The sequence below is a fragment of the Streptomyces sp. NPDC030222 genome (genome assembly GCF_055573115.1).
The window spans coordinates 1-17,718 of record NZ_JBVICA010000027.1 but is presented as its reverse complement, the minus strand read 5'-3'; the positions used below and the strand labels follow the sequence as shown (position 1 = coordinate 17,718).

Sequence of the window (17,718 nt, the reverse complement as noted above, 5' to 3'; positions counted from 1 at the left end):
AAACACCCCAGCCATCAGGCAGGGTTCCTGATAGTTTGCATCGCATGCCGATCGAGTCGACGTCCTACAGTCCCCCGCGGCTCCGGCGGGCGCGGTATTCCGTGGCCGCCGTGTTCTGTGTGCACGGCATGGTCGCCGGCAGCCTCGTCACCCGGATCCCCTGGATCCAGGAACACACCGCGGTGTCCGCGGGCATGCTGGGGCTGGCCCTGGCGTTCCCCGCGATCGGCTCCTCGCTGCTGATGCCGCTGTCCGGGGCGATCACCCACCGGTTCGGCGCGCGGAACGCGCTGCGGGGACTGCTCGCCCTCTGGACGCTCTCCCTCGCCCTCCCCGCGTTCGCCCCGGATCTGCTGACGCTCTGCGTGGCGCTCTTCGTCTACGGCGCCACCGCCGGTATGTCCGACGTCGCGATGAACGCCCTCGGCGTCGAGGTGGAGAACCGTCTCGGCCGGTCGATCATGTCGGGCCTGCACGGCATGTGGAGCGCGGGTGCACTGCTCGGCTCCGCGGCCGGGACGGTCGCCGCGCACCTGGGCACGGACGCCCGGCTGCACCACTCTCTGGCCGCCGCCGTGCTGACCGTCCTGGGGCTGATCGCCTGCCAGGGCGTACCGGACCTGCGCAGCGCCCCTGACGAGCAGCCTCCGCCACGCTTCGCCCTGCCGCCGAGAGCGGCGCTGCTGATCGGGGCGATCGCCTTCTGCGGGGTGTTCGCGGAGGGCGCGAGCCTGGACTGGTCGGCGGTGTACCTGCGGGACGTGCTCGGCACCTCCGCCGGTGCCGCGGCGGCCTCCACCACGGCGTTCGCGCTGACCATGACGGTCGCCCGGATCGCCGGCGACCGGGTGGTCGACCGGTTCGGCCCGGTGCGGACCGTACGCGCCGGCGGAGTGCTCGCCGCGGCGGGCGGGGCGCTGGTGGTCGCGGCGGCCCACCCCGCGATGGCGGTGGCCGGATTCGGGCTGATCGGTCTGGGCGTCGCGGTGATCGTCCCGCTGGCCTTCACGGCGGCCGGGAGGACCGGTCCGAACGCGAGCCAGGCGATCGCGGGCGTGGCGACGATCACCTACACCTCCGGACTGATCGCTCCCTCGGCGATCGGCGGCCTGGCCGACGCGACCTCGCTGACCGTCTCGTTCGGCCTGGTCACCCTGCTCACCCTGGGACTGGTGGCGGGAGCGGGCGTCCTGCGCCCGGCCGGCCGCACCCACACCACGGGCGCCCCCGCCCGGTCCTGCGCGACCGACTCCGCAGCCTAGCCTCCGGGCACGCTCACCGGTCGGATCAGCGATCCGTAGCAGCGCCATGACAGACTGTCACCTGCACGCCCGGCGCCCAGGCGACGTCTGGCACCCTCCTCGGTGACGCGAGACCTCACCGACCGGCGTCCGGAGGGACGTGCCACGAGGGCTGTCCGCTCCTGCCGTCCAGCACCGGGGCACGAAGGCGCTTGGCTCACATCCCGGAGCAACACCGGGGATCACCAAGCCAATCAGAGACGCTCACCCACGAAGTCCCGTCCGCGGGCTCCCCGCGTCCCGGGCCGGGGCGAAGGTGACCCGGAGCGTACGGCGGTGGCGGGCGGCACCGTTCCGCCGTTCACCCCTTCCGGGGAAGCCCCGGCCCGTCGCCGCGCCCTTCCGGGCCCGGCTGGGAACCTGCCCCCATGGCGCATGTGGAACGGTTCACGGACCGCACGGCGGCGGCCGGCACATCCGTGGACGCGGTGGTGGCGCGGATGCGGGCGCTCCGGTCGCTGTGGCCCGCCGGCGACGGTGTGGCGGTCTTCAACCGTGTCTATCTGGCGGTCACGGAGGAGATCGGCCGCCGTATCGAAACAGGCGTGTTCCCCGATGCACGGTCCGCGTCCGCGCTCGGCGTCCTGTTCGCCGAGCGCTATCTGGCGGCGGTGGACACGGCGGCCGCGGGCCTGCGCCCGCCCGCCTGCTGGCGTCCTTTGTTCCAGTACCGGCGGCACCCGGGTGTGCGGCCGCTGCAGTTCGCGCTGGCCGGGATCAATGCGCACGTCGGGCACGACCTGGCGCTCGCGGTGGTCGACTGCTGCCGGCTGCTGCGCTGCGGACCCGCTGATCTGGAAGGGGACTTCGAACGGGTCGGGGAGACGCTCGTCGAGCTGGAGGAAGAGATCCGGGAGGATCTGATGCCGGGCCCGGACCTGCTGGAGATCGCCGATCCGCTCACGCATCTGGTGGGCTCGTGGAGTCTGGAGCGTGCCCGCGGTGCCGCCTGGTCGGCGGCGCGGCTGCTGTGGCGGCTGCGTGATCTTCCGGAGGCCACCGAGGAGTTCACGGAACAGCTGGACGCGGGCGTCGGGCTCGTCGGGCGCTGCCTGCTCACCCCGTGGCGGTGACCCACGGGGGGGGGCGACACGACGAGGTGCGGCCACAAGCGCGGCCCGAGGCGCCGTCAGGGCGCCGGTGTGCGCGGCACGACCGGGCCCGGACATTGCGCAGCCCCCGGGGGCGGCCGGATCACGGCCGGCCCCGGGGGCGTGTCAGGGGGGAGGAGGGGGTCAGTCCTCCGGCAGTTCGACCGGGGCGATCTCGTCGTAGAGGTCACCCGGGCCCGGGTTGGTGCGGTCGGTCTCCCCGCCGAACTGGTGCATCACGCCCCACACGGCGTTGAGCGCGGTCTGGATGGCGCCCTCGGCCCAGCCGGCCGTCCAGGAGATGTCGTCACCGGCGAGGAAGATGCCCCGCTTGTCCTCCGGGAGGCGGTCCTGCATGAAGTGCGTGAACAGGCGCCGCTGGTAGCGGTAGTGACCCGGCAGGTTCGCCTTGAACGCACCCATGAAGTAGGGCTCGTTCTCCCAGGAGACGGTCACCGGGTTGCCGATGATGTGCTTCCGGATATCGACCTTGGGGTAGATCTCGCCGAGCGACTTGAGCATGACCTCCATGCGCTCGCTCGCGGACAGCGGCAGCCACTTCAGGCTGTCGTCGCACCAGGTGTACGACAGGCAGATGACGGCCGGCTGGTCGGGGCCGTTGTCCAGCAGGTACGTGCCACGGGTCATCCGGTCGGTGAGGGTCATCGACATGACGTCCCGGCCGGTCTCCTCGTCCTTGTCCAGCCAGAAGGGCCGGTCGACGGGGACGAACAGCTTGCTCGACTCCATGTAGTGGGTGCGCTCGATCGCGGTCCAGTGGTCGATCGGGAACAGCGAGTCGTCGCACTGGATCTTGGAGAGCAGCATCCAGGACTGGGCGGTGAAGATCGCCGCCCGGTAGGTGCGGATGTCGCCGGACGCGTCGGTCACCGTGATGTGGTTGCCGGCGGTGCGGTGCAGCCGGGTCACGGCGGTCCGGGGCTCGCCGTCGTGCAGGGACTTCAGCGAGGTGCCCTGCGGCCAGTGCACGATCTTCTGCGGCTCGCGCTCCCACAGGCGCAGCGGCAGCTGCTGGGAGCCGCCGACGATACCGCGGTGGTGGTCGTCAGCCTCGGTGTAGACGACGCGCAGGATCTCCAGGATGGAGTTGGGGAAGTCGGTGTCCCAGCCGCCGGTGCCGAAGCCCACCTGGCCGAAGATCTCGCGGTGGCGGAACGACTTGAAGGCCTCGGACTCGCAGAGGAAGCCGTAGAAGGTCTGGTTGTCGAGCTTCTCGACGAGCTTCGCCCAGATCTCACGGATGCGGGGCACATCGCGCTCGCGGATGGCGCGGTTCATGTCGGAGAAGTCCGCGCCCTCCTCCAGGCAGGCGTTCCACGCGTCGGCGACCTGGCGGTACACCTCGGGCAGGTCGTCGAGGGTCTCGGCGTAGTGGGACTCGCCCTTGAGGTCGACGACCGTCGAGGGGGTGGCCTCGGCCAGCGGGTTGGGGAACGCCTTGGTCTCCAGGCCCACCAGGTCGATGTAGTACTGCAGGGCCGTGGACGACGGCGGGAAGCGCATGGCGCCCATCTCGGCGGTCAGCGGCTCGGTGCCGTTCTCGGGCTCGCAGCCCTCGAAGCCGACGGTGCGGAGCCGGCCGCCGATCTGGTCGGCCTCGTAGACGACGGGCTTGAGACCCATCTTCATCAGCTCGTACGCGGCGACGATGCCGGACAGGCCGCCGCCGATGACCGCGACCTCGGCGCCGTGCTCGGTCGCGGGTATCTGGCCGAGGCCCGCCGGGTGGGCGAGGAAGTCGTCGTAGGCGTACGGGAAGTCCGGCCCGAACATGGTGATCGGCGGCTGCTGCTCGTCGGTGTGCTGGACGGCGGTGGGAACCGTGGACGTCATGGGGTACGGACTCCTTGCGCGGAACGGTGAAGCGTGTGGGGAAGGCGGGGGCTGCGGAAGGTCAGTCCGTCAGCGAGGCGTAGAGGCCCGGTCGGCGGTCGGCGAGGTAGGTGTTGGTCTCGCGTGAGGACCGCAGGAACTCGGTGTCGGCGTCGCCGAACAACAGCTCCTCGCCGCGTCCGGCGCGGACCCGGGTGGTTCCGTCGGGGCTCGCGAGGCAGCTCAGCCCGATGAACTCGAAGTCGCCCTCGGTTCCGGCCCGGTTGACGTACGCGATGTACAACTGGCTCTCGAAGGCCCGGGTGGGGACGACCGACTCGGCGACTACGGGGAAGGGGTGCATCAGCGCGGTCGGGACGAGCAGCAGTTCGGTGCCGGCGAGGGCGTGGGCCCTGACGTTCTCCGGGAACTCGACGTCGTAGCAGATCATGACGCCGACGCGGAACCCGTTCAGATCGGCCTGGACGACGGGGTGCTCGCCGGGCGTGAACCAGGTGCGCTCGAAGTCGCCGAAGATGTGGGTCTTGCGGTAGTTCGCGAGGCGGGTGCCGTCGGCGGCGACCAGCTGGGCGGCGTTGTACACCGTCTCGCCGTCGCGCTCGGGGTAGCCGTAGACGACGGCGACGCCGTGACGGACCGCGATCTCGGCGACCGCCTGCGCGGAGGGACCGTCGGCGGCCTCGGCGAGGTGCGGTACGTCGGCGCCGATGGCGTAGCCGGTGAGGTACATCTCGGGGCAGACGACCAGACCGGCACCGGCCTGCGCGGCCCGGCCCGCGGCCTCGTCGAGCACCTTGAGGTTGTGCGCGACGTCGCCGGGCGTGCCGGAGCTCTGGAGCAGGGCGATGCGCAGCGGCGCCATGGGCGGACCTCACCGGTACGGGGGTGTCAGGGGGACGTCATCGAAGGTACGTTCCGGCGAACACCCAGGACAAGGCGCCACTGTTGCGCGTCTGCGGTCGATTCGTTGCGCGTGCGGGGGCTTCGGCGGCGATTCGTTGCGCGGCTTGCCTGGCCCCGGCACCCTACCGGGTGCACGGGGCCACGCCCGCCGGAACGTCCGGTCCGGGTGCGGGCCCGGTTGACGGTGCAGGCCCGGTCATGCGTCCGCCGCCCCGGCCGGGTACGGCAGGGGCGGCGGAGGGAATGCCGGCGACGGTCAGGCGGGCGAGCCGGACGAGAACCGTCTGAGCAGCGGCGAGAGCACCAGGACCGACTTGGTGCGCTCCACGAACGGCTCTCCGGCGATGCGTTCCAGCACACGCTCGAAGTGGCGCATGTCGGACGCGAAGACCTGGACGATCGCGTCCGCCTCGCCGGTGACGGTGGAGGCGGACGCGACTTCCGGGTACCGCTCGAGACCGCGCTGGATGGTCTCGGGCGAGGTGTTGCTGCGTGCGTAGATCTCGATGAACCCCTCCGTCTCCCAGCCGAGGGCGGCCGGGTCGACACGGACGGTGAAGCCGGTGATGGCTCCCTCCGCCCGCAGCCGGTCCACGCGCCGCTTCACGGCGGGCGCGGAGAGGCCGACCATGGCGCCGATGTCGGCGTAGGAACGGCGGGCGTCCTCGGCGAGGGCGTGGACGATGCGTTCGTCGAGATCGTTCAGTCGCACAGGGGGTGGATCACTTCTCTGCAGTGGCCAGACGGGAGCGGCGGTAGCCGTACAGGAAGTAGAACACGAGGCCGACGGCCATCCAGTAACCGAAGACCTTCCAGGTGACCAAGTCGAGGCTGTACATGCTGTAGCCGCAGAAGACGAAGCCGAGCACCGGGAACACCGGGCCGAACGGCACCTTGAAGGTGCGCTCCATGTCCCGGCGGGTGTAGCGCAGGACCACGACAGCGACGTTGACCAGGGCGAAGGCGAACAGCGTGCCGATGCTGGTGGCGTTGACCAGCTCGCCGAGCGGGACGGCCGCGGCCAGCACGGCGCAGAGCACGGACACGATCACGGTGTTGGCGCGGGGGGTGCCCGACTTGGGGCTGACCTTGCCGAAGACCTTCGGCATCAGGCCGTCGCGGGACATCGCGAAGAGGATGCGGGTCTGGCCGTAGAGCACGGTGAGGACGACGCTGGCGATGGAGATGACCGCGCCGGCGGCCAGGAGCGTGCCCCAGAAGGACTGGCCGGTCACATCGTTCATGATCGCCGCGAGGGTCGCGTCCGCGCCCTCGAACTTCTTCCAGTCCCAGGCGCCCACGGCGACGAACGCGACGAGGACGTACAGCGCGGTGACGATGACCAGCGACAGCATGATCGCCCGCGGCAGGTCGCGCTTGGGGTTCTTCGCCTCCTCACCGGCGGTGGAGGCGGCGTCGAAGCCGATGTAGGAGAAGAAGAGCACCGCACCGGCCGCGCCGACGCTGCCGACACCCAGGGGCATGAAGTCGCTGAAGTTCCCGGACTTGAAGCCCATGAAGCCGATCGCGCAGAACAGCACGAGTGCGGCGATCTTCACCACGACCATGATCGTGTTGGCACGGGCGGATTCCTTGGCGCCGCCGAGCAGGAACAGCATCGCCAGCAGGACCACGATCAGGGCGGGCAGGTTGAATATGCCGCCGTCGCCGGGGGGCGCGGAGAGCGCCGCGGGCAGGGTGACGCCGATGGTGCCTTCGAGGAGCTCGTTGAGGTAGTCGCCCCAGCCGACCGCCACCGCGGCCACGGAGACGCCGTACTCCAGCAGGAGGCACCAGCCGCAGACCCAGGCGACGAGCTCGCCCATCGTTGCGTACGCGTACGAGTAGGAGGAGCCCGAGACCGGGATGGTGCCGGCCAGCTCCGCGTAGGAGAGCGCCGAGAACAGGGCGGTGAGGCCGGCGAACACGAAGGCGAGCGTCACCGCGGGGCCGGCCTCGGGAACCGCCTCACCGAGGACGACGAAGATGCCGGTGCCGAGCGTGGCACCGATGCTGATCATCGTCAGCTGCCACATGCCGAGCGAACGGCGGAGGGCGCCGCCCTCACCCTGGCCACCCTCGGCGACCAGCTGTTCCACCGGCTTGCGGCGCATGAGCCGGGAACCGGCTCGCTGGGGGCCGTCGGCCGGTGCTCCGGCCGACACGGGTGCTGTGCCCTGGTCCAACACGTCAGGAGGCTCCTTGATCGCTGCCATCGCGTGACGGCGACCTCGACAAGCGACCCCTGGCTCCGGGGCGTGACAGATCAGCCCGTGGATGGGGGTACCGCCGAGCTGACGGTCGCCGCCACTCCACGTTTCGGCGAGAACTTTATGGGTTGCGCGTTCCCGCCCGTAATGCAGCAACCATGCGTATCAGCGAACGTTTATTGCGCGCAAATCCGTCGAACGGTGCTTTGTTGCGCCGACCCTTTCGATCGCTGCGCGACGACCTGATCGGAGGGGTGCGGGACGGGATGCGACGAGGGCCCCCGCGGTGGCGGGGGCCCTCGTCCGGGGCGCTGTGCGGGTCAGCTCCAGCTGGCGTGCAGCGGCTTGCCCTCGGCGTAGCCGGCGGCGCTCTGGATGCCGACGACGGCCTTCTCGGCGAACTCCTCCAGGGAGCCGGCTCCGGCGTAGGTGCAGGACGAGCGGACACCCGCGATGATCGAGTCGATCAGGTCCTCGACACCCGGGCGGGCCTGGTCGAGGAACATCCGCGAGGTGGAGATGCCTTCCTCGAACAGCGCCTTGCGCGCGCGGTCGTACGCCGACTCCTCGGAGGTCCGGTTGCGCACCGCGCGGGCGGACGCCATACCGAACGACTCCTTGTACGGACGGCCGTCGGCGGTGTGCTGAAGGTCACCCGGGGACTCGTAGGTACCCGCGAACCAGGAGCCGATCATCACGTTGGACGCACCGGCGGCGATCGCCATGGCGACGTCCCGCGGGTGGCGGACACCGCCGTCCGCCCACACGTGCTTGCCGTATTTCCTCGCCTCGGCGGCGCACTCCAGGACGGCGGAGAACTGCGGGCGGCCGACACCGGTCATCATGCGGGTGGTGCACATGGCGCCGGGACCCACACCGACCTTGATGATGTCCGCGCCGGCCTCGATGAGGTCCCGCACGCCCTCGGCGGCGACGATGTTGCCGGCGACGAGCGGCACCTGCGGGTCGAGGCCCCGCACGGCCCTGATCGCGGCGATCATCGACTCCTGGTGGCCGTGCGCGGTGTCCACGACGAGGGTGTCCACACCGGCATCGAGGAGCTGCTTGGCCTTGCCCGCGACGTCGCCGTTGATGCCGACGGCGGCGGCGATGCGCAGCCGTCCGGCGGCGTCGGTGGCCGGCGTGTACAGGGTGGCCCGCAGGGCGCCCTTGCGGGTCAGGATGCCCGCCAGGCGGCCGTCGGCGTCGACGGCGGGGGCGAGCTTGCGGTTGGCGGCGTCCAGCCTGTGGAAGGCCTCACGGGGGTCGATGTCCGCGTCGACGAGCAGCAGGTCCTTGGACATGACCTCGGACAGCTGCGTGAACCGGTCCACGCCGGACAGGTCGTGCTCGGTGACGATGCCGACGGGCCGCTGTTCCTCGTCCACGACCACACCGGCGCCGTGGGCCCGCTTCGGCAGCAGGGAGAGCGCGTCGGCGACGGTCTGGTGCGGCGTCAGCACGATCGGGGTGTCGAGCACCAGGTGGCGGGTCTTCACCCACGAGACCACGTCGGTGACGACGTCGATCGGGATGTCCTGGGGGATCACCACGAGCCCGCCCCGCCGGGCCACGGTCTCGGCCATGCGTCGGCCGGCGATGGCGGTCATGTTGGCGACGACGAGCGGGATGGTCGTCCCCGTGCCGTCGTGCGAGGCCAGATCGACCCCTTGACGGGAGCCGACCGCGGAGCGGCTCGGCACCATGAACACATCGTCGTACGTCAGGTCGTACGGCGGCTTGATGTCATTGAGGAAACGCACGTGCAGAACATCCCAGTCAATCGGAGTGACCCCACGGCGGCACAGCCGGGGGAAAACGCACGTACTTCATTGTCCCATGGGGAAGCCCTGGACGTGCCGGGACAAACGTCCAGGCCAGAGGGGATGCCTTGGTGCGATCCTCCAGGCCGTGGGACGCGGAGGGGCCGGGTGGTCGTGTTCCACCCGGCCCGCCGGGGGACGGCCCGGCCGTCCGATACCGGTCGACGCGGGCGCCGCCCCGCGGGCCCGGTTCGGCCGGCGAGGAGGCCCCGTCCCGGTCGTCCGGGGCTGTCAGTCGTCGGGGTCTCTCAGTCGTCCGGGTCCGCCCGGTCCAGCGCCGGGCGGGGGCCGGGGCCCGTGGAGTGGAGCAGGTAGTCGGCGGCCGAGGTGTCCGTGACCAGGCTGGTCACCAGTCCGGAGCGGAGCACCGCGCCGATCGCCGCGGCCTTCCGGCGGCCGCCCGCGATGGCGACGACCTCGGGGATGCGGCGGAGCCGGTCGGCCTCGACGGCGATGCAGCGTTCCACGAGGTCGCGGCCGACGCGACGGCCATCGTTGTCAAACAGGTGCGCGGACATCTCGGCGGCGACACCCAGCGAGGCGTAGTGGGCGCGCTCCTCGTCGGTGAGCATGTCGTGGACCGTGGAGATGCCCGGCTCCCAGGAGCCGATGGACACGGCCGCGACGGTGACCTTGTCGAAGTACTCGAAAGCGCGGGCGATGCCGGTCTGGTTGCGCAGCGCGGCCGCGGTCGAGCTGTCCGGGAGCAGCATGGGGGCGTAGATCGGGTGGGCTTCGCCGCCGGAGACCTGTGCGGCGCGGCGGACCGCCTCGACGGAGCCGCGCTCCGCGGTGCCGGCGTCGTACACCCCGGTGAGCTGGACGACGGTGCACGGCGGCAGCCGGTCGAGGGCGGCCGCCATGTGGATGGTGGACCGGCCCCAGGCCAGGCCCAGCACGTCGCCCTCGGTCACCAGCTCGCCGAGCAGGTCGGCGGCGACGGCTCCGAGGTTCTCCGGGTCGGGCGACTCCTCGGCGGTGTCGGCCGGGGACTCGACGACCACGGCGTGCCGGAGGCCGTAGCGGGCCCGGAGCGCGTCGGAGCGCTCCGCGTCAAGCTCCGCGGGGACCCGGATCTCGATCCGTACGAGGTCGCGTTCGAGTGCCGTCTCCAGCACGCGCGCCACCTTGAAACGGCTGACCCCGAACTCCTCCGCGATCTGGATCTTGGACTTGCCTTCGAGGTAGAAGCGGCGGGCCATGGCCGCCGCCTGCACCAGCTCCGCGGGTCCCATCCGCAGGGCTGGCCGTCCCGCCGACATTGCAGACACCGCGCTCTCCTCACTGCTGTTCACTGCTCACTGCGCTGTTCACACTCTGGCGCTCGGCTTCATCCTGTCAGATTCAACCGTCCTTGATCAGCCCTGTTGGACCACGCCCGGTTAATTCGGGACGAACAGCCTGTGCGCGGGCTCAGTGGCCGCAGACCCAGGCCGCCGAGGCGGTCGCCTCCTCGGCCCGGGTACGCAGGGCACGCACCGCCTTCGCGGGGTCCTCGGCCCCGTACACGGCGGATCCGGCGACGAAGACGTCGGCTCCGGCGTCCGCGCACATCTCGATGGTCGCTTCCGAGACGCCGCCGTCCACCTGGAGCCACAGCTCCAGGCCGTGCTTGGAGATCAGCTCCCGGGTACGGCGGATCTTGGGCAGCATGATGTCCAGGAAGGCCTGGCCGCCGAAGCCGGGCTCCACCGTCATGATCAGCAGCATGTCGAGCTCGGGGAGCAGGTCCTCGTACGGCTCGATGGGCGTGGCGGGCCGGAGCGCCATGGAGGCCCTGGCCCCCTTGGCACGGATCTCCCGGGCCAGCCGCACCGGCGCCGCGGCCGCCTCGACGTGGAAGGTGACGGAACCGGCGCCGGCCTCCACGTACTGCGGGGCCCAGCGGTCCGGGTTCGCGATCATCAGGTGGCAGTCCAGCGGGGTGTCCGTCGCCCGTGCGAGCGACTCGACCACCGGCACACCGAGGGTCAGGTTGGGCACGAAGTGGTTGTCCATGACGTCGACGTGGAGCCAGTCGGCGCTGTCGACGGCCCTGGCCTCCTCGGCGAGACGCGAGAAGTCGGAGGACAGGATGCTGGGATTGATCTGCACGGCCATGACCCAAGACTGCCATGCCCCGCCGGGGTTTCCTTCCCCGGTGTCGGTCATGGCCGCGCAGCCCGTATCGTGACCCGTTCGGGGGACGGCGGGCCGGTCAGTCCGTGCGGCGGAGAAGTGCGAGGTACATCGCGTCCGTCCCGTGGAGATGCGGCCACAGCTGGATGTCGGGGCCGTCGCCCAGGGCGGGCACCCCGGGCAGCAGAGGACGGGCGTCGATCCACTCGGCCCGTACGGCCGCGCCGCCGCGCCCCTTGAGGACGTCGTCGACGACGACGCGGGTCTCGGCGAGGTGCGGCGAACAGGTCGCGTAGCCGACGACACCGCCGACGCGGACCGCGCCCAGGGCCTCGCGGAGCAGGCCGCGCTGGAGCGGGGCGAAGCCCTCCAGGTCCTCGGGACGGCGGCGCCAGCGCGCCTCGGGGCGACGGCGGAGGGCGCCGAGACCTGAGCAGGGCACGTCCATCAGGACCCGGTCGAAGGTGCCCGGACGCCACGCCGGGCGGGTCCCGTCGGCGACGATCACCTGGTAGGGCCCCGGATTGCCGTGCAGGGCCTTCTCGACGAGCCGCGCGCGGTGCGGCTGCTTCTCGGAGGCGATCAGCGCGGCACCGCGCTCTGCGGCCAGTGCGCCGAGCAGCGCCGCCTTCCCGCCCGGGCCGGCGCAGCCGTCGAGCCAGCGCCTGTCCGGTCCGTCGAGGGGTGCGTTGGCCAGGGCGAGGGCGACGAGCTGGCTGCCCTCGTCCTGGACGCCGGCGCGCCCCTCCCGCACCGCTTCGAGGGCGCCCGGCTCCCCGCCCTCGGGCATCCGCACGGCATACGGGGACCAGCGGCCGGGAAGCCCGTCCCCGGCGCCGAGCGCGTCGAGGAGCTCGGCGGTGGTGGCGCGGCCGGGGCGGGCGACGAGGGTCACCTCGGGCCGTTCGTTGTCGGCCTCCAGCAGGTCCTCGATACCGGCACGGCCGCCGCCGAGCGCGTCCCACAGCGCGCTGACGACCCAGCGGGGATGCGAGTGGACGACCGCCAGATGGTCCTCGGCGTCCTCGTCGTACGGCGGCGCGACGCGCTCCAGCCAGCCGTCGAGATCGTCCGCGGCGATCCGGCGCAGCACCGCGTTGACGAACTTGGCCCGTCCGTCGCCCAGTACGACCCGGGCGAGCTCCACACTGGCCGACACCGCGGCGTGCGAGGGGATCCGGGTGCCCAGCAGCTGGTGCGCGCCGAGCGACAGGACGTCGAGCACCGGAGGGTCCACCTCGCGCAGCGGCCGGTCGATGCAGGCCTCGATGATCGCGTCGTACGTACCCTGCCGCCGCAGCGTCCCGTACACCAGCTCGGTGGCGAGGGCCGCGTCGCGGGCGTCGAACCCTTCGTTCTCCCGGGCCTTCCTCAGCAGCGGAGGGAGCACGAGGTTCGCGTACGCGTCCCGCTCGTCGACGGCCCGCAGCGCCTCGAAGGCGAGGATCCGCACCGGGTCCTTCTGGGGGCGGCGGTACGGCTTGTGGGCCTTCTGGGGACGGCGACGCGCGGCCTGGTCGTTCAAAGGTGCTCCGCTGATGGAAAAAGGGTGGTGAACCCTCTCAGCCTAGTCCCTTCCCGGGCGACGGGTCGGGGCTGCGGGTTTGGGCTGCCGGTCCGGGTGCGGGTCCCGGGTTCCGGGCAGAGCGCGGCCGCTGGACGGGCACGGCACGTCCGGGACGGGCACAGGACCGCGCACCGGGGCGCGGCCCGATGCCTCGTCAGGGACGGGAGGTGTCGGCCGCCTTCCAGGGGGTGTCCGGTGGATCAGGGTCGGACAGCCCGGGTCGTCTGGTGCCGTGGATTGCCAGGCGGAGGATGGGGGTCCCCCGCCGGAGGCAGGGGGAGATGCGGGAGTCCATGCGGAGCATCGGCGACCGACGACAACGCCGCAAGCCGCGGTGCCGGGCGGGCCGGGCCCGTCCGTGATCCACCGGACATCCCTAGCCGAGGCGCTCGCCCGGGGCGATCCGCACGCCGCGCGCCCAGTCCGCTCCCCGCATCGGCTTCTTGCCCTGGGGCTGGACCCACAGCAGCTCGACGGCGTGCGAGCCGGTGCCGGCGTAGACGTTGTTCTTGGCGACCGACAGTTCGCCGGGCGCGAGGTCCGCGCGGTCCGGCAGGGGCGCCACGTGGACGAGCTTCAGCCGCTCGCCGCGGAACACGGTCCAGGCGCCGGGCGCCGGCGTGCAGCCCCTGACGACCCGGTCCACGCGGAGCGCCGGCGTGGCCCAGTCGACCTGGGCGTCCTCGACGGTGATCTTCGGGGCGTGGGTGATCCCCTCGGAGGGCTGGGGCACTGCCTTCAGGGTGCCGTCCTCGATGCCGTCCATGGTGGCGGCGAGCAGCCCGGCGCCGGCGAAGGCGAGCCGGGTGAGCAGGTCGCCGCTGGTGTCGGTGGGCCGCACCTGCTCGGTCACGGTGCCGTACACCGGGCCGGAGTCCAGGCCCTCCTCGATGAGGAAGGTCGACGCTCCGGTGATCTCGTCCCCGGAGAGGAGCGCGTGCTGCACGGGCGCGGCGCCGCGCCAGGCCGGCAGCAGCGAGAAGTGGAGGTTGACCCAGCCGTGGGCGGGGATGTCCAGGGCCGCCTTCGGCAGCAGCGCGCCGTAGGCGACGACGGGGCAGCAATCGGGGGCGATCTCCCGCAGCCGTGCCAGGAAGTCCTCGTCCCGGGGCTTCACCGGCTTCAGCACCTCGATGCCCGCCTCCTCGGCGCGATGGGCGACCGGGCTGGCGACCAGCCGCCGGCCGCGGCCCGCGGGGGCGTCCGGACGGGTGACCACGGCGGCCACCTCGTGCCGTCCGGAGGCGATCAGGGCGTCCAGGGCGGGAACGGCGACCTCGGGGGTGCCTGCGAAGACGAGCTTCATCCGATGGCCTCTCGGGCGGGAACGACGAGCAGCGCACCAGTCTATGTGGCCCTGCCCTTGGGGGCGTACGGATATCTGCGTGCCCCACGCATATGCCCCTTCGCCCCCGCAGCGTGACCAGTTCCGCGGGTCGGGCGTTGGTCAAAGCAGATTGACCTAATCGGACCGTCGGCGCTCCGCGCCGCGGCCCTCCTTCCAACGCCGGTTCGAGAGGCTTGTTCATGGCCGACCACTCAACCCACGACGCCCAAGCCCGGGCCAGTCTGCACCTGTTGGTGCGGGACATCGAGCGGGTCCGCCGGCAGGTGGACGCGCTGCGCACCCTCACCGCCCAGCTCGGCAACGTCTACCGGCCGAGGCGCTCCGGCCCCTCCGCGGGGTTCGTCGTCTACGGCCGGGCACCCGCCCCGACCGTCCGTCTCGCGCAGGAACTCCGGGACAGCGTCGAGACCTTGGTGACAGCGGCGGTGGACTTCGACCGCTCCCTGGGCTTCTCGTGGGACGCCGTCGGCTCGGCACTCGGGGTCACCAAGCAGGCGGTGCACCGCCGTTACGGGGCGAGGCGTGCGGCGGCGGCCGGGGCCACCGGGGAGTCCGACCGGCCGGTCGAGGGCACGGTGACCCGTGCCGTCCCGGTACCCGCCGGCATCACGGCCGTCCCGGCGGCCCGCTCGATGCCGGCCCAGCAGCCGGCGGGCACCGCGGCGTCCGCCCTGTGCGAGGACTCTCCCCGTTCGGGCGCGCTGCCGGGCCCCCGCCACGGCTGACCTTCCCCGGGCCGGGACGCACCGAGCACGGCGCGTCCCGGCTTCGTCATGGGCAGAGCGCGGCGTGCGCCGCCTCGGCGGTACGGGGCGCGGCGTGCGCCGCCTCGGCGCTACGGGCGGACGCGGCGCACCGGATCCGTTCGACGTGCGGGGGCCGATCCGCGATGCGCGGGATCCCGGGGCTCACCCGATGTCCGGCGGATCGACTCTGATCCGTACCGGTTCCCCGCCGCCGCGGGCCAGCCGCGCCGCCTGCGCGGCCTTGAGCGCCGCGGCCAGTGCCGCGCCGCCGCCCTGCGGGACACGGACGAGGGCGCGTTCCCAGCGTTCCCCGGCCGGGGGGTCACCCGGGCGGCGGGGCCTGCCCGGGTCCGCGACCGGCAGCGGGACGGGGCCCAGCACCTCGGCGCCGGAAGGGAGCTCCGTGGCCTGGAGGAACGCGGCCACGGCCTCCGGGCGCCCGGTGACCGAGGCCATCCGGGAGACGGGCGGGAATCCCAGCTCGGCACGCTCGGCGAGTTCCCGCAGCGCATGGCCGACGGGGTCCCAGCGCACCAGGGCCTGCACCGGCCGCAGGGTCGGCTCGGCGACGATCACGACCGTGCCGCCCTCCTCCTGGCCACGGACCAGTGATGCCGCGGCGATCCAGCGGCGCAGCGCCTCCTCGCCGGACCGCAGATCGGGGCGGCCGAGCATCGCCCAGCCGTCGAGGAGCAGCGCCGCCGCGTAGCCGCCCTCCGCGACCGGCTCCGCACCGGGGGTGCTCACGACGAGGGCTGGGCTCCCGGGAACGCTGTCGAGTATGTGGTCGCGCCCGGAGGTGCGGACGGGCACCGCGGGGAACGCCCTGCCCAGCTCCTCCGCCGTACGCCGGGCGCCCACGATCTGGGCACGGAGCCTGCTGCCACCGCACTCCTGGCAGTGCCAGCCGTCGGGGTCGCGCCCACACCAGCCGCAGCGCAGTGCCCGTTCGTCGGGGGCCTCCAGGGGGCCCGCGCAGTGCGCGCAGCGCGCGGGCGTCCGGCAGCGCTCGCAGGACAGCCGGGGCACGTATCCGCGGCGCGGGACCTGCACCAGCACGGGGCCGGTCCGCAGTCCGTCCCGGACGGTCTGCCAGGCCAGGCTGGGCAGCCGGGCCGCGCGGGCGGCCTCGTCGCGGGCCAGTTCGCCGTCGCCGACGGTACGGACGAGGGGGGCTGCAGCCCGGACGTGCTCGCGGTCGGCGGTGAGCGGCCGGGCCCAGCCGCTCTCCACCAGCTGGGCCGCCTCGACGGTGCAGCTCGTGCCGCCCAGCAGGAAGCCGCACCCGTCGTGCGCAGCGCGCAGCAGCAGCACCTCACGGGCGTGCGGCAGCGGTGCGTGGGGTTCGCTGTGACTGGCGTCCCCGTCGTCCCAGAGCACGACCAGCCCCGGGTCGCGGACGGGGGCGAACATCGCGGCGCGGGTGCCGACGACGGCGCGCACCGACCCCCGCCGCACGGCCAGCCACTGGCGGTACCGCTTCTCCGGCCCCGCCTCGGCCGTGAGCAGCGCATGGTGTCCCTCGCCGAGGAGACCGGTGAGCGCGGCGTCCACCCTGGCGGCGGTACGGCCGTCGGGAACCACGACGAGGGCTCCGCGTCCGGAGGCGAGCGACGCCGTCACGGCCCGGGCGATCTCGTCGGCCCAGTGCGGGCCGGGCAGCGCGGTCCACACGGCCCTGGGCGTGCCCCCGCGGGCCAGAGCGGCCAGGAAGGCCTCTCCCTGTCCGTAGTGCGACCAGGTGCCGGGCTGCGGCGGGGACGGCGGGGGCAGGGGCTGCGGGGACGGCTTGGCCTCGGCGCGTGCGCTGCGCGGCGGCACGGCGAGCTGGAGCACATCGGCGAGGCTGCCCGCATACCGGTCGGCGACGGCCCGGGCGAGGCCCAGCAGGTCGGCGTCGAGCACCGGTTCCGGTGACACGACGTCGGCGAGCGCCGCCAGCGGCCCGGAATAGTCGGACTCCGCGCGCCGCTCCACGATGAATCCGTCGATGAGCCGGCCGCCCTCGCGCCGCCCGTCGCGGACCTGGTGCGCTCCGGCACCGAACCGGACCCGGACCCGCACCCCCGGCTGCGCTGCGGCGTCGAGCTCCTCGGGCACGACGTAGTCGAAGAACTGGTCGAGGTGCAGGACGCCCTTGTTCACCACCACACGGGCGACGGGCAGCTCCTTCGCCGGTGCGGCCCCTCGCCAGGTCCGCGGCTTGGCGCGCGGCGCCTTCGACTTGCGGACGGTCTCCCGAATGAGCGCGAGCTGTTCCGGCGGCCCGGCAGTGGGCCGCTCCCCCTGTTCGTTCTCGCTGCTCACAGCCCATTCCTACCAGAGGCCACCGACAGCGGGCCCTGCCCATGTGCGGCCGAGGACGACCCCCACACGACCGAAGCCGGGCCTCGCACGGCCGAGGCCCGGCCCCACGAGAAAGGGGCCGGGCCTCGAACGATTCAGCGGAGCTCGCGGATCACAGACCCGCGGCGGCGCGCAGGGCGTCCACGCGGTCGGTGCGCTCCCAGGTGAAGTCCGGGAGTTCGCGGCCGAAGTGACCGTACGCGGCGGTCTGCGCGTAGATCGGGCGGAGCAGGTCGAGGTCGCGGATGATCGCGGCCGGGCGGAGGTCGAAGACCTCGCCGATGGCGTGCTCGATCTTCTCGGTGTCGACGTTGTTGGTGCCGAAGGTCTCGACGAACAGGCCGACCGGCTCGGCCTTGCCGATCGCGTACGCGACCTGGACCTCGCAGCGACGGGCCAGACCGGCCGCCA

At 72.6% G+C, this 17,718-nt stretch carries 14 protein-coding genes; 3 read left to right on the top strand and 11 right to left on the bottom strand.

Annotation, left to right across the window (positions count from 1 at the left end; genetic code table 11):
* The first annotated feature begins 44 nt into the window (after positions 1–44).
* Both ACZ4Z5_RS29515 and ACZ4Z5_RS29510 read left to right on the top strand, forming a co-directional pair.
* The gene (locus ACZ4Z5_RS29515; RefSeq protein ID WP_468268358.1) at positions 45–1,262 is read left to right on the top strand and encodes an MFS transporter; all 1,218 of its coding nucleotides are present in this window, start codon (positions 45–47) and stop codon (positions 1,260–1,262) included.
* 407 nt (positions 1,263–1,669) lie between these two features.
* A complete protein-coding gene (locus ACZ4Z5_RS29510; RefSeq protein ID WP_468268355.1) occupies positions 1,670–2,374 on the top strand; it encodes a DUF5995 family protein in 705 nt (234 codons plus the stop codon).
* 162 nt (positions 2,375–2,536) lie between these two features.
* Here the strand turns inward: ACZ4Z5_RS29510 and ACZ4Z5_RS29505 are convergent, their stop codons facing one another.
* The 9 genes from ACZ4Z5_RS29505 to fmt form a co-directional block, all read right to left on the bottom strand.
* On the bottom strand, positions 2,537–4,246 hold the full coding sequence (locus ACZ4Z5_RS29505; protein WP_468268352.1) for a flavin monoamine oxidase family protein: 1,710 nt from the start codon (positions 4,244–4,246) through the stop codon (positions 2,537–2,539).
* Positions 4,247–4,307: 61 nt separating this feature from the next.
* On the bottom strand, positions 4,308–5,108 hold the full coding sequence (locus tag ACZ4Z5_RS29500; protein ID WP_468268349.1) for a carbon-nitrogen hydrolase family protein: 801 nt from the start codon (positions 5,106–5,108) through the stop codon (positions 4,308–4,310).
* A 297-nt stretch (positions 5,109–5,405) separates the two neighbouring features.
* Complete coding sequence (locus ACZ4Z5_RS29495) at positions 5,406–5,861, bottom strand: Lrp/AsnC family transcriptional regulator (RefSeq protein ID WP_468268346.1); 456 nt, start codon at positions 5,859–5,861, stop codon at positions 5,406–5,408.
* Positions 5,862–5,871: 10 nt separating this feature from the next.
* Positions 5,872–7,338 carry an amino acid permease gene (locus tag ACZ4Z5_RS29490; protein WP_468268343.1) on the bottom strand — a complete coding sequence of 489 codons (1,467 nt, stop codon included), beginning with the start codon at positions 7,336–7,338 and terminating at the stop codon, positions 5,872–5,874.
* 341 nt (positions 7,339–7,679) lie between these two features.
* Positions 7,680–9,122, bottom strand: a complete 1,443-nt coding sequence (locus ACZ4Z5_RS29485) for a GuaB1 family IMP dehydrogenase-related protein (RefSeq protein ID WP_468268340.1) — start codon at positions 9,120–9,122, stop codon at positions 7,680–7,682.
* 308 nt (positions 9,123–9,430) lie between these two features.
* Positions 9,431–10,477: a sugar-binding transcriptional regulator gene (locus ACZ4Z5_RS29480; RefSeq protein WP_468268337.1), complete on the bottom strand. Its 1,047-nt coding sequence runs from the start codon at positions 10,475–10,477 to the stop codon at positions 9,431–9,433.
* Positions 10,478–10,595: 118 nt separating this feature from the next.
* Complete coding sequence (gene rpe, locus ACZ4Z5_RS29475) at positions 10,596–11,282, bottom strand: ribulose-phosphate 3-epimerase (protein WP_468268334.1); 687 nt, start codon at positions 11,280–11,282, stop codon at positions 10,596–10,598.
* Positions 11,283–11,379: 97 nt separating this feature from the next.
* Positions 11,380–12,825, bottom strand: coding sequence for an RsmB/NOP family class I SAM-dependent RNA methyltransferase (locus tag ACZ4Z5_RS29470; RefSeq protein WP_468268331.1), 1,446 nt, complete (start codon positions 12,823–12,825; stop codon positions 11,380–11,382).
* Between the two features lie 418 nt (positions 12,826–13,243).
* The gene (fmt, locus tag ACZ4Z5_RS29465; RefSeq protein WP_468268328.1) at positions 13,244–14,173 is read right to left on the bottom strand and encodes a methionyl-tRNA formyltransferase; all 930 of its coding nucleotides are present in this window, start codon (positions 14,171–14,173) and stop codon (positions 13,244–13,246) included.
* A gap of 221 nt (positions 14,174–14,394) precedes the next feature.
* Here fmt and ACZ4Z5_RS29460 point away from each other — a divergent pair, with 221 nt between their 5' ends.
* Complete coding sequence (locus ACZ4Z5_RS29460) at positions 14,395–14,940, top strand: hypothetical protein (protein WP_468268325.1); 546 nt, start codon at positions 14,395–14,397, stop codon at positions 14,938–14,940.
* Positions 14,941–15,123: 183 nt separating this feature from the next.
* Here the strand turns inward: ACZ4Z5_RS29460 and ACZ4Z5_RS29455 are convergent, their stop codons facing one another.
* Together ACZ4Z5_RS29455 and ACZ4Z5_RS29450 are read right to left on the bottom strand one after the other, a co-directional pair.
* Complete coding sequence (locus ACZ4Z5_RS29455) at positions 15,124–17,268, bottom strand: primosomal protein N' (protein WP_468268322.1); 2,145 nt, start codon at positions 17,266–17,268, stop codon at positions 15,124–15,126.
* Between the two features lie 151 nt (positions 17,269–17,419).
* The coding region (locus ACZ4Z5_RS29450) for a methionine adenosyltransferase domain-containing protein (protein WP_468268319.1) at positions 17,420–17,718 on the bottom strand (299 nt) is incomplete at its 5' end.

Excerpts from the sequence above, each read along its gene's own strand:
- ACZ4Z5_RS29460 (WP_468268325.1), top strand. The coding sequence starts at position 14,395 with ATGGCCGACCACTCAACCCACGACGCCCAAGCCCGGGCCAGTCTGCAC.
- rpe (WP_468268334.1), bottom strand. The coding sequence starts at position 11,282 with ATGGCCGTGCAGATCAATCCCAGCATCCTGTCCTCCGACTTCTCGCGT.
- ACZ4Z5_RS29500 (WP_468268349.1), bottom strand. The coding sequence starts at position 5,108 with ATGGCGCCGCTGCGCATCGCCCTGCTCCAGAGCTCCGGCACGCCCGGC.
- ACZ4Z5_RS29510 (WP_468268355.1), top strand. The coding sequence starts at position 1,670 with ATGGCGCATGTGGAACGGTTCACGGACCGCACGGCGGCGGCCGGCACA.
- fmt (WP_468268328.1), bottom strand. The coding sequence starts at position 14,173 with ATGAAGCTCGTCTTCGCAGGCACCCCCGAGGTCGCCGTTCCCGCCCTG.
- ACZ4Z5_RS29515 (WP_468268358.1), top strand. The coding sequence starts at position 45 with ATGCCGATCGAGTCGACGTCCTACAGTCCCCCGCGGCTCCGGCGGGCG.
- ACZ4Z5_RS29505 (WP_468268352.1), bottom strand. The coding sequence starts at position 4,246 with ATGACGTCCACGGTTCCCACCGCCGTCCAGCACACCGACGAGCAGCAG.